This is a genomic window from Rathayibacter sp. AY1D5 (assembly GCF_002932515.1).
Classification (GTDB): domain Bacteria; phylum Actinomycetota; class Actinomycetes; order Actinomycetales; family Microbacteriaceae; genus Rathayibacter.
Genome location: NZ_PSVU01000016.1, coordinates 1 through 11,729 on the forward strand (window position 1 = coordinate 1; position 11,729 = coordinate 11,729).

The window sequence follows — 11,729 nt, forward strand, 5'->3', positions numbered from 1 at the left end:
GTTGGTGCCCGCTGATGCTCCGCCCTGGACGTAGGAGTCGGCGGTCGGGTAGAGACGGACCTTCGTCCTGTCGACCACCGTCACCGGAACGCTCGCCGACGCGGTCACGCCGTTCAGAGTCGCCGTGACCGTGAGGGTGCTGGATCCGGGCGCGAGCGCGGTGAGTGCGCCGGTCGGATCGACGCCGAGCACCGGGGTGCTGGACGAGGAGTAGGCGAAGGCGACGCCGGTGCTGTCCAGTGGCGCACCCGTCGTGTCCGTGGCCGTCGGCGCGAGCTGGACCTGTGCGCCGAGGTCGAGCGTCGTCACTGTCGGTGCGATCCCGACCTCGCCTGGGTACAGCGGCGCTCGAACCGGCGGCGGGGTGTCGAAGGTGATGTCGAGGTAGGGGGTGGTGGTGGATTCGCGGGTCTCGATTCGGACGACGCTGCCTGCTGTTCCCGGGGGGAGGTGGGCTTGGTCGATGCCGAGGGAGAGGGTGGGGGTGGAGGCTGCGGCTTTGGCGGCGAGGGCGTCGGTGAGGTCGGTGGTGCGGGTGGTCTTGGTGGTGTCGACGAGGGTGCTGCCGAGGATGGGGCCGAGGGCGGGGCGGTTGGTGAAGGTGAGTCCCTTCTCGGTCCAGGTGGTGGGGGTGTCGTGGAAGTCGAGGAGGACGGGGGATCCGTTGTCGGTGATGGCGGCGGTGGTGGTGAGGGTGGCGCCGGTGACGGTGCGGCCCTGGAGGGCGCTGAGGTCGAAGCGGAGGTAGCCGACGCGGGTGTAGCTCTGGTCGGTGGTGGTGGAGGCGCTGGTCTTGACGAGCATTCCGGTGATGGCGCCGTAGTTGGTGCCCGCTGATGCTCCGCCCTGGACGTAGGAGTCGGCGGTCGGGTAGAGACGGACCTTCGTCCTGTCGACCACCGTCACCGGAACGCTCGCCGAGCGGATGACGCCGCCCGATTCGACGAGCACGCCGATCATGGCGGTCCCCGCGGTGCGCCCGGTGACCGAACCCGACCGGTCGACCGAGGCGACGGCGGGATCGGAGGAGCCCCAGGTGAGCCTCACCGAGGACGCGGGGAGCGTCCGCCCGTCCGGCCCGGTACCCGTCGCCGAGGCCGCGGCCGTTGCGCCGGCCTGCACCTCGGACGCGGAGATCGCGGCCGTCGCGAACGAGAGGCTCTTGTCCGGCACGTGCACGTGCGCGTCCTCGGTGAAACTGTAGATCCTGACCTCCCGCAGCGCCGTCCAGACGTCCTTCGTGCCGTCCCCGTGACCGACCAGGCGGACGAACCGGGAATCGGAGGGCATCGCCGCAGCGACGGAGGCCCATCCGCCGGTCCCGAGGTAGGACCCGGAGGTACGAGCGGTCCACGTCCGGCCGTCGGGGGAGCTGAGGAGATCGAACTTCGACAGTCGACTGGAGTTGGCGACCCAGGAGAGATCGAGGCGCTCGACCGCCGTGGCGCGCGCGAGCTGCCACGTGATCGAGTTGTCGCCCCACGTGGACCAGTACGTTCCCTCGGTCCCGTCGAAAGTCACCTCCGGTGACCCCGCCGTCGTCCGGGAGGCGACCGCGCTCTCGATCCGGATCGGCCCCGGTGTGAGGAGGACGCGGTAGGTGGTCGGAGTCCTGCCGGGCTCTGTGATGGTGGTCGAGGCCCAGCCGGGAACGGCGGCGGGCGAGGTCGAGGTGACGACCGATCCGGCCGCGGCCTGCGCGGCGACCACGGGCACCGGGCCGGTCGGGTCGACTGCTGCTGTGTAGGCGACGTCGTCGCCCGCGAAGGACGGGAGGGGGGTGCCGCCCACCGTCACGCCGGTGGCCCGGCTCGTCCCGACCGCATCCAGTGACCACGATGACAGGCCGACGACCGGGGCTGCCGCTGCCACGGGGGCGTCGCCGTGGAGCGGGGAGAACTGCACGGCGATCCGGACGCTGTCGGTCCCGGAGGCCGCGATGGTCAGCTTTCTGTCGGCGAGGTTCGAGCTCTGACCGGCCGGTCGCGGTGAGGTGGCCAGGGGAGCGGCGTCCATGACGGAGAACCGGAAGGAGTCGTCGGTGACGATGCGGGCCAGCATCCGTTGGCCGTCGCGGTAGAGGGTGGCGCTGCGGCCGTCGTCCGAGACGTCGATCAGGGCCTCGGTGTTCATGGACCAGAGCGCCTCGACGGGGCCGTACCGCTCGACCTCGTCCTGAACGAGGAACTGGTCGCGTCCGTCGAAGAGCTTCACGCCCCGCTGCCAGGTGGTGCCGCCCGGGAGAAGGGCGGACAGGTCGCTGACCGCCAGCGACGAGGAGGCGTTGGCGTCCGAGCGGACCATCGTCGACCGCCCGGTCGCGTAGGCGGTCGAGCTTCTGAAGGGGTCGACGAGGAGGGTGCTGTGCGCCTCCTGCCTGTTCCGGTAGTAGGTCCACCGGGACTCGCCCTCGAAGTAGCCGGCGAGGCTGTAGTCGTCCCGTCCGAGGTCGGAGGACCACCTCTCGCCCAGAGCGTCGAGGATGAAGGAGCCGGAGTCCTGGTGCTGGTGCCCGCTCGTGGGGCTGCTGGCCGAGCGGAAGCCGACGGAGGTGCCGTCCGCGTCCCAGGACGATCTCATCGTGCTCACGCCGGCGGCTGCGGAGAAGGAGTCCCTCGACGCCCCGGGGCCGGCCGCGGCGGTCGTGGCGGCTTGGTACCAGATGAGCCGCTGCGCATCGCTGCCGGTCTGCTTGCCGCCGACGGAGAGGAAGTCGGCGTTGTCGAACTTCTTCGCCAGGTACAGCTGCGACGGCGGGTTGAGCTGCGTCGAGTCGCTGTCGCCGAAGTCGTACATCTCCTTCGACGCCCCGAGCATCTGCACGGGGAAGTAGCCCGTCGTGCTGACGCCGGGCGAGGCTGCCAGGCCCCAGTCCGTCCCGGTTGCGACATCGAGTGTGCTCAACGCAGAGGCGAGATACCGCGTCGCGTACTCCCAGTACGTCGGCCCCTCGGCGTACCCGCCGTCGGGCCCGAACTGCGCGAGGCCCCGGCGGAGACTGGGGGTCGCGTAGCCGAGGATCCGATCGGAGAGGCCCGCATTGTCCTGCGCCGTCGCGACTGCACCGGCGATCATCCCTCCGTTCGCCACGATGTTCCAGTTGTTGGTGACGACGGCCCAATTGCCGCCGTGCGCATAGGGGCCGGAGGTGTTCGCCGGCGCGGAGTAGACGGGCACGGACGGCTGGAGGCCGAGCCGTTGGATGGCGGAGCTCAGTGTGCTCCGCTGGGAGGGTGTCCAGCGGGCGTAGAGCCAGTCGTAGCCGATGGCCATCCCCTGCGTCATCTCGGCGGTGTCGAGGAAGTGATCCGGATTCCAATCGGCGAACTTCGATGCCGCGTCGAGATCGAGCCAGAGCCGGTCCGCGTAGGCGGGGGACCCGGTCACCAAATAGCTGATGCCCAGAGTCCGGGCGCGCTGGACGAGGGTCTGCGACGTCTCCAGGATGCGGATGCCGTCCGGAGAGCTCCGCTTCAGAACCGGTTCAGTGAGCATCCGGTCGGCCTCCGCGCGGACGCGGTTCCATACGGCGGTGACGGCGGGATCGGACGACACCGACGCTCGCAGATCGACGACCGACTGCTGGTCGAGCTCGAGCCTCGGGTGCGCCGTCGTGACGTCGGCGGCCGTGGGGCCCGTGCCCGCTGCGGCTGCGCTGCCGGCCGGTGACACCGCGCCGAGAACGGCCAGCAGAGCGATGACCGAGGACACCGCGAACGCCTTGCCGAAGCGGAGGAACCGCCGGCGCGAGGAGGAGGACCGGTCCGGCCGTCGGTGAGAGCGGTCGTGCAGGGGAGTCGCTTCAGGGGCGTCGAGCATGATGGCGCGTCCTCCCGGGATTGCCGATGCGGTGCGCTTGCGACGGTATCCACGGTGAGGAGCGATCGGGCCGGACTGACGAAGCCTCGAGGCCGGTGACCCTCGAAAGGGTAGGAGGAGACGCGGGTCGTCCGCTCCGGGTACGGGCTCAGCGCTTCCGAGCGCGGAGCAGGAAGACGATCTGGACGATGAGGACGGTGAGCTCGGTGACGACCTCGGCGGCCAGACCTCCGGGCGCGCCGAAGGTCCGGGACAGCAGCCAGATGAGCACCGGCCCCGTCGCCGCTCCGACGAGCGCGCTGTTGCGCAGCGCCTTCAGGCGACGGAGAGCGACCAGGCCGAGACCGCCGGTAGCCCGCGACACGCAGGTGATGGCGATGACCCCTCCGCAGAGAGCGGTGATGGGGAGCGGGAGGGTGATCTCCCCGCTGAACAGGATCTGAGCCGCGAAGCCCCCGAAGAAGGCGAAGCCGGTTCCGGCGACGAGCCCGAGGACGGCGTTGGCGCCGACGGCGCGCGCGATGCGGCGGAAGCGGTCGGCATCGGATCCGGGCGCACCGACCCATGCCTGCAGCGCGTTGGGAAAGGCGGCGAGCAGCGCCAGCACCAGGCGCTGGAGCCGCTCCGCGGCGGAGAAGACGACGAGAGCTCCCGGCGAGGCCGCTCCGACGATCGCCACCGGCAGGGCGATGTAGGCCGCGCTGGCCAGTCGTCCCTGGAGGGCGACGTTCTGCGCGCGGACAGCACGGAGGATCCGGCGCGGGCCCAGAGAGCGCAGGAACCCGAGTCGGCTCCCTGCAGCGGACCAGCCGAGGACCGGAGGCACGATCGTACCGACGGCGAGTAGCAGCGGGTAGACCGCCAGCGGCGCTCCCGCGGCACTGATCAGGAGCACGGTGAGCCCGTTGGCGGCCAGTCTGGGCAGAGCGTCGAAAAGCAGGATGTTCCGCGGCTGGCCTGCGCCGATGAAGAACCACGCCGGCGACAGCGTGCTCAGTGCGATTGCGACGGCGATCCACGCGGCCGCGACCGGATCCGCCGGCGCGAGCAGGCCGGTGACGATCACTACGGGGACGACCAGCGGCAGGAAGACGAGGACTTTCGTCGCCGTGGCCAGAGCATAGGTCTGCGATCGAGCCCGCCGCCCCATCCGGGCGATCCGCTGGGGGCCGTTCAGGCCCCAGCCGAGTTCGACGACGACCGCTGCGGCGGACCCGATGGACTGGGCGACGGCGACGGACGCCCACGCCGTCGCTCCGAAGGAGCTGGTGATGGAGGGGATGACGATCAGCGGGCTCAGGGCGCTGATCAGAGGGATCAGGACGAAACCGAGGAGGCGAAGGATCGGCTTCGAGCGCCGCGGACCGTTCGGAGCGGCTCCCCGCATCTACTTCTCCACGAGACCGTGGAGACCCACGATCATCGCGGCGACGTGGGGTCGGCGGCGGGACAGCTCCGCGACCGAGGCGGCGACTCCGCGCGGATCGCGGGCGCTGAGGGCGCCCCGCAGCATCTGCGTGGCGACGAAGTCTCCGTAGGCGCGGGAGTCCAGGGCGTCGCCGTGGCGGGCGAGCCAGGCGGCACTCGCGCGCCAGTCCGCCGTCTTCGAGATCGAGGCGGCGGAACCCTGCTGGACGTGCACGAGAGCGAGGGGGACGTAGGTCATCCGCGCGTCGGCCGCAGCCCACCGCGCGACGAGGTCCCAGTCCTGGTGCTTCTTCATCGAGGGGTCCCACGGGTGCTCGTCCAGGAGGCGCCTGCTCGCGAGCAGGGAGCTCGTCTGGATGTACCCCGTGCCGTGCTTGAGGCTCGGACGGGCGACGAGATAGGACGCGACGGACTGACCCGCCGCGAGCTCGCGCGTCGGCAGTCGGCGCACGCCGTCGCCCGACTCGTGGAAGTAGGTGGCGGTGTAGCAGAGATCGGCCGAGGACTCGGAGAGCGCCTTCACCTGGCGAGCGAGCTTCTCCGGCTCCCACCAGTCGTCGTCGTCGAGGAACGCGACGTGCGAGGTCTCGGCCGCTCGGGCTCCGGTGCTGCGGGCGTTCGCCCCGCCGGTTCTGCCCGCCGTCACCAGGAGGACCTCGTCCTCGAGAAGACTCCGTACGTGGTTCTCGCGGGAGGGGTCGTCGAGGACGACGACCGTCCGGCCTCCAGCGCCCGTCTGTCCGCGCACCGACTGCAGAGCGCGGGCGAGCGCAGGCCTGCCGAGGGTCGGGACGACGGTGGTCACGTCGCGGGTGGTGAGGCTCATCGGGTCCCCGCTCCGCGGAGCGTGTTGCGGAGGATCAGTCCGGCCAGCGCGAACGGCTCCACGAAGTACCGGGTGCAGAGGCGCCGCGGATCGTGCAGGAACCTCCACGCCCACTCCAGGCCGACCGAGCCGAGCCAGCGCGGACTCAGCTCGACAGCGCCTGCGATGTAGTCGACGGCCCCGCCCACGGTGGCGATGTACGCGTCGGGGAGGTCGTCCCAGTGCTCGTCCAGGAATCGCTCCTGCTTCGGCATCCCGAGGCCGACGATGAGGAGGGTCGGCGCGTGGCTGCGGATCGCGTCGACCACCGACTCCTCGTCCTCCCGTGCGAAGTACCCGGACATCCCGGCGACGTCGTCGACGGCACGCGCCCTGCTCCAGGCGCTGACGGCCGCGGCGTTGATCTCCTCGGTGCCGCCGAGGATGAAGACCCGGCGGCCGGGCGAGCGCGTGTCGGACCAGAGCGCGTGGATCCAATCGGTCGACCCGATGCGCTCCTCGGTCGTGACCCGGCGCTTCAGGGAGGCCAGGGCCAGGACGGGCCACCCGTCGATCACCGCGATGTCGCTGCGCTCGTAGAACCTGCGGAACCAGGCGTGCTTGAGGTGGAGGTAGCTGCTGTGCAGATTGTGGTTGAGGATCAGCGTCGGCCCGGAGGGCTCGCTCGACACGAGGTCGGCGACTCCCGCAGCGGTCATCGGAGTGACCTTCACGGAGAGAAGGGGGACCTGGACGGCTGCCGGTCGTTCATGCACGGTGGGTGCTCTTTCTGATCAGTGCCTTCTGGACAGCGGTGTCGAGAGTGTCGGCTGTTGCTTCGGGGGAGAGAAGAGTGGTGAACCTCGCCTGGAGCGCTGCTCCCAGCTGCTCCTTGTCGGCGGTTCTGATCGCTGCGAGGACGCCGACGGGATCCGACCAGTCGGTGACCGGCAGGAAGGCTCCGGCCGCGAACTCCTCGATCGGCGGGGTCGGCGTCGCCGCCACGGCAGTCCCGAACACGGCCGCGTCCACGAGCTTCGCGGGGAGCTGGTAGAGCGCTGCCGGGCTGCGGATGTCCATGGGGAGGACGAGCACGTCCACGTCCGCGTAGATCTCGGACAGCGGTGTCGTTGGAGGCCGCATGACCCACTGCGCCGCCACATCGGAGGGCGGCGTCCATGACTGGGCGAAGGTGACGATGCCGACGTCCGGATCGGCCCGCAGCAGGGCGTTCAGAGTGTCCGCGCCCTTGTAGCTGCGGACGGTCCCGATGAAGCCCAGAGTCAGACGGCCGTCGGTGGAGGGCCCGCGCGGCCGATCACGCGTCGTCGACACCCGGGTGTGGGGGATGACCGCGGACGCGTCACCGAGATCGAAGCGCTCGGCGTACACCCCGCGGAGTCCCGCGCTCGAGAAGGTGACGAGGCCGGCGTCGCGCGCGATCCTGGCCTGGCTCCGGCGGAGCCGGGACGGAGCCTTCCGGCGCAGCGGATTCGCCTTCGCCCGGTTGAGGAGGGACTCGGATCGGAAGGCCTCCATGATCGAGACGTCGTCGTCGTCGAAATCCGCGACCACGACTGTGTTCGGGATGCGGGAGAGGCGCCGAGCCAGACGCGGCAGGGGGTCCGTCCCCTTCGAGAACCAGACGATGGTCCTCCGCTCCGACGCTGACGCGCGGACGTCCCGCTCGATGCGCGCCAGATCCCTCCGACCGAAAGGAACGACCTCCGCAGGGAACTGTCTCGCTCCGGCCCAGAGCTCCCCGTCCTCGAAGGCGAGAACCCGCACGCGTCCGAGCTCAGCCGCGGTGAGCGCCATGCTCAGCGCACGGCCCAGGGAGTTCGTCTTCGTCGAATCGCCGATGACGAAGGTCTCGGTGTCGATGATCTCAGGCATGTGAGCTCCGATCGGCTGGTCTGGTGCGGTCTGGTCGGGCAAGGGGGAGCGTGCTGTCACCGCGAGGAGCGGGGGAAGGTCCTCACGCGGGTGCGGTCCCCTCCGCGCTGAGGACTCGGCGTCCCCCGCCGCGTCGGAGGCGGTTCCGCTTCGCGGGGCGGAGCCGGGCGGGCGAGCGCGATCAGGTCCGGCGGCAGCGTCAGCGAGATCACGAAGACGCTCACTGAGACGACCCACGTCATCAGGTCGAAGGAGAAGGCCATCGCGAGCATCACGGCGACCTGGGCCCGGCCGAGGCGGTCGGAGCCGATCCACGCGCCCCCCATCGCCAGCACCATGAGGGCGAGCCCGATGCCACCGCTGATCGCGAGCGTCCAGATGAAGTGGTTGTCGATGACCAGGAAGCCGTCCTGCTGCAGCAGGCCCTGCGCGAAGATGCTCAGCTCCGAGAAGAAGCCGCTGCCGATCGCTCCGGTGGGAGAGCCGCGGTGCAGGAGCTGATCCGCGCTCGCCCATCCTTCGAGGCGGTGGCCGAAGGAGTCCGAGGTGGCCGCCTGAGTCGCGACGGCCGAGAGCCCGAAGTCGCCGAGGAAGATCGCGACTCCCGCCCCGATGACGATCAGGACGTTCTTCACCCGCGTCCGGGTGTTGGGAGCGAAGAAGAGGTAGACGACGAAGCCGATGGCCGCTGCGACGAACGCACTGCGCGTCCCCGAGAGGACGAGGCCGGCGACCGCAGCAGCGAGCGAGACGAGCCGGACCGTTCGGGACAGCTTCGACCCGAGAGCGAGGATCAGGAAGAAGCCGAACATCACGATGAGCGAGAAGATGATCGGGTGGCCGGTCGTGCCCTGGATCCGGATCAGGCCGGGGAGGAACGGGTTGTACCGGATGACGGGAAGACCCGCCGTGGTGAGGTTGCGGTAGCCCCAGACCGGCTCGGGCAGGACGGTGAGCTCGGCGATGCCGACGGCGACCTGCACGAGGACGGTGAGCGCCGTCCAGCGCAGCAGCGGCACCAGGTCCTGCTCGCCGAGGCGGGACACGACGGGGAACAGCAGCAGCGGCACCGCGATGAGGGCGAGGACGGTCGCCGGGGAGCTCGAGGAGATCAGGAGGCTCACCCCGGTCGTCCAGACGAACCAGGCGAGCAGGAGGAGCCGCGTGCGCTTCCTCGGCCGCGTCCGCTCGCCGAACGCCCAGGCCAGGATCAGGAACACCGCAGCGACGCCCGTCGAGGCGTAGCGGACGGCGTCCGGAGCGGAGGTGCTCGCGCCGATGCCGAGGACGAAGATCGAGAGGCCGACGGCGTAGCCGCGGAGGCCGACGGCGCGCCGCGGGAAGGTGACGACCAGGAACAGCAGAGCGAGGGCGGCGGCGACGATCAGCATGCGGCACGCCCCGTCCCCCGGAGTCCGGCGGCGCGCGGATTCCGGTGACGGAGGCAGGGCGATCCGGCCGAGGCCACTGGTCCCCGGTTCCGCGCAGCGGCCGACCTCGAGTACGGTCCGGTCACGCTGTCCGCACCGCGTACTTCTCCTCGGTGGCGGCCTTTGCGGGGCGCCACCAGTCCTCGTTGGCGCGGTACCAGTCGATGGTGGCGGCGAGTCCGGCGTCGAAGTCGGTGTAGCGGGGGCGCCAGTCGAGTTCGGTGCGCAGGCGGGTGGAGTCGATGGCGTAGCGGAGGTCGTGTCCGGCGCGGTCGGTGACGTGGTCGAAGGCGTCCTCGGGTTGTCCGAAGGCGGTGAGGATGCGGGTGACGACGTCGAGGTTGCTCTTCTCGCCGTCGGCGCCGATGAGGTAGGTCTCGCCGATCTCGCCGCGGTCGATGATGGCCCAGACGCCGGTGTTGTGGTCGTCGACGTGGATCCAGTCGCGGACGTTGGCGCCGGTGCCGTAGAGCTTGGGGCGGATGCCGTCGATGGCGTTGGTGATCTGGCGGGGGATGAACTTCTCGACGTGCTGGTAGGGGCCGTAGTTGTTGGAGCAGTTGGAGATCGTGGCGCGCACGCCGAAGGAGCGCACCCAGGCGCGCACGAGGAGGTCGCTGGCGGCTTTGGTCGAGGAGTAGGGGCTGGAGGGGTTGTAGGGGGTGTGCTCGGTGAAGCGCGCGAGGTCCTCGAGCTCGAGGTCGCCGTACACCTCGTCCGTCGAGATGTGGTGGTACCGCACGTCGTGCCGGCGCACCGCCTCGAGCAGGGCGGCGGTCCCGAGGATGTTCGTCGCCAGAAACGGCGCCGGATCCTCCAGGGAGTTGTCGTTGTGCGACTCCGCGGCGAAATGCACCACCAGATCCGACTCCCGGACCAGCCGGTCGACGAGCGGGGCGTCGGCGACGTCGCCCTCGACGAAGGTGATCCGGTCCGACACCGGCGCTACCGAGCGGAGGTCGCCGGCGTAGGTGAGCTTGTCGAGCACGGTGATCCGGACGTCGGGGCGCTCGCGCAGGGTGAGGTGGACGAAGTTGCTGCCGATGAAGCCGGCACCGCCGGTGACGAGGATCCGCACGAGTGCTCCTACTGGTTCGAGGAAGGGACGAAAGGCGTCGGACGCCCGGGTCGCGATCGACGACACGGGCGGACTCCGGTGGGCGCTCAGACGGAGGATGATCCCCGCGCGAGAGCGGGCAGCTGCTGGAGGTAGGCGCCGTATCCGCTCTTGACCAGCGGTGCGGCGAGCTCGGCGAGGCGGGTGTCGTCGATCCAGGAGTTGCGCCAGGCGATCTCCTCGATGCAGCCGATCTTGAATCCCTGCCTCTGCTCGATCACGCGCACGAACTCCGTCGCCTCGATCATGGAATCGAAGGTCCCGGTGTCGAGCCAGGCCGTTCCCCGATCGAGCACCTGGACAGTGAGAGCACCGGCCTCGAGATACCGCTCGTTGACCGTCGATATCTCCAGTTCGCCGCGCGCGGACGGCTTGATGCTCTTGGCTATCCCGATCACGGAGTTGTCGTAGAAGTAGAGGCCGGGCACGGCGTAGTTGCTCCGCGGCTGCTCGGGCTTCTCCTCGATGGAGACGGCTCGGAAGTGCTCGTCGAACTCGACGACTCCGTAGGCGCGCGGGTCGGCGACCTGGTAGGCGAAGATGACGGCGCCCTCGATCGTGGTGTTCGCCGCGAGGGCGGTGCCCAGGGCGGTGCCGTGGAAGATGTTGTCACCCAGGACCAGGGCGACCGACTCGTCGCCGATGAACTCCTCGCCGATCAGGAACGCCTGCGCGAGCCCGTCGGGGGAGGGCTGCACGGCGTACTCGATCCGCATGCCCAGGCTCGACCCGTCGCCCAGCAGGGCGCGGAACTGGTCGTTGTACTCGGGGGTCGTGATCACGAGGACCTCGTCGATCCCGGCCATCATCAGCGTCGACAGCGGGTAGTAGATCATCGGCTTGTCGTAGATCGGCATCAGCTGCTTCGAGATGCCCTTGGTGATCGGCCACAACCGCGACCCCGAACCACCCGCGAGGACGATGCCCCTCATCGGAGCAGCCCCGGGTGAGGAGTGGCGGCGGGGGTCCGCTGCACCGCCGAGGGGAGCGTGAAGATCTGCGGGGAGAGGGTCACGGAGCCGACTCTATCGGCGGCGCCTCGGTGCCTCCGCATGCCGGTGCGGCGGGCGCGGAACCCGTGGCGGGGACTGACGGTCGAGCGATCGCTGCCGACGCGATCCGACTCCGTGAGCGGCGCGCACGCCGCCTCCGCGTCCGTATCGCGCCTCCCACTCGGAGGCCGCCGGGCACGGGGATAACTTCTCCGACGTCCGCGGCTCCGCCTGCCGCGACG

Annotated in this window: 8 protein-coding genes; all 8 read right to left on the bottom strand. The window is 70.2% G+C overall.

All coding sequences use genetic code 11. From position 1 onward, the window contains the following. Nucleotides 1-3,819, bottom strand: a 3,819-nt coding sequence (locus C5C82_RS06720) for a DNRLRE domain-containing protein (RefSeq protein WP_104354833.1), incomplete at its 3' end; no start/stop codon positions are given. Between the two features lie 148 nt (nucleotides 3,820-3,967). Then, nucleotides 3,968-5,206, bottom strand: a complete 1,239-nt coding sequence (locus tag C5C82_RS06725; RefSeq protein WP_104232721.1) for a hypothetical protein — start codon at nucleotides 5,204-5,206, stop codon at nucleotides 3,968-3,970. Further along, nucleotides 5,207-6,073, bottom strand: a complete 867-nt coding sequence (locus C5C82_RS06730) for a glycosyltransferase family 2 protein (RefSeq protein ID WP_104232720.1) — start codon at nucleotides 6,071-6,073, stop codon at nucleotides 5,207-5,209. Further along, nucleotides 6,070-6,828: a WecB/TagA/CpsF family glycosyltransferase gene (locus C5C82_RS06735; protein WP_146078400.1), complete on the bottom strand. Its 759-nt coding sequence runs from the start codon at nucleotides 6,826-6,828 to the stop codon at nucleotides 6,070-6,072. Before C5C82_RS06735 ends, C5C82_RS06730 begins: the two co-directional genes overlap by 4 nt. Beyond that, complete coding sequence (locus tag C5C82_RS06740; protein WP_104232718.1) at nucleotides 6,821-7,948, bottom strand: hypothetical protein; 1,128 nt, start codon at nucleotides 7,946-7,948, stop codon at nucleotides 6,821-6,823. Before C5C82_RS06740 ends, C5C82_RS06735 begins: the two co-directional genes overlap by 8 nt. Nucleotides 7,949-8,004: 56 nt before the next feature. Further along, the gene (locus C5C82_RS06745) at nucleotides 8,005-9,339 is read right to left on the bottom strand and encodes an O-antigen ligase (RefSeq protein ID WP_104232717.1); all 1,335 of its coding nucleotides are present in this window, start codon (nucleotides 9,337-9,339) and stop codon (nucleotides 8,005-8,007) included. A 121-nt stretch (nucleotides 9,340-9,460) separates the two neighbouring features. Then, nucleotides 9,461-10,456: a dTDP-glucose 4,6-dehydratase gene (gene rfbB / locus C5C82_RS06750; RefSeq protein WP_104232716.1), complete on the bottom strand. Its 996-nt coding sequence runs from the start codon at nucleotides 10,454-10,456 to the stop codon at nucleotides 9,461-9,463. Between the two features lie 86 nt (nucleotides 10,457-10,542). Beyond that, on the bottom strand, nucleotides 10,543-11,427 hold the full coding sequence (gene rfbA, locus C5C82_RS06755) for a glucose-1-phosphate thymidylyltransferase RfbA (protein ID WP_104354834.1): 885 nt from the start codon (nucleotides 11,425-11,427) through the stop codon (nucleotides 10,543-10,545). Nucleotides 11,428-11,729 lie beyond the last annotated feature (302 nt).

What these genes read in the sequence shown, in the direction of transcription:
- C5C82_RS06730 (WP_104232720.1), bottom strand. Translation starts at nt 6,073, where the DNA reads ATGAGCCTCACCACCCGCGACGTGACCACCGTCGTCCCGACCCTCGGC.
- rfbA (WP_104354834.1), bottom strand. Translation starts at nt 11,427, where the DNA reads ATGAGGGGCATCGTCCTCGCGGGTGGTTCGGGGTCGCGGTTGTGGCCG.
- C5C82_RS06745 (WP_104232717.1), bottom strand. Translation starts at nt 9,339, where the DNA reads ATGCTGATCGTCGCCGCCGCCCTCGCTCTGCTGTTCCTGGTCGTCACC.
- C5C82_RS06740 (WP_104232718.1), bottom strand. Translation starts at nt 7,948, where the DNA reads ATGCCTGAGATCATCGACACCGAGACCTTCGTCATCGGCGATTCGACG.
- C5C82_RS06725 (WP_104232721.1), bottom strand. Translation starts at nt 5,206, where the DNA reads ATGCGGGGAGCCGCTCCGAACGGTCCGCGGCGCTCGAAGCCGATCCTT.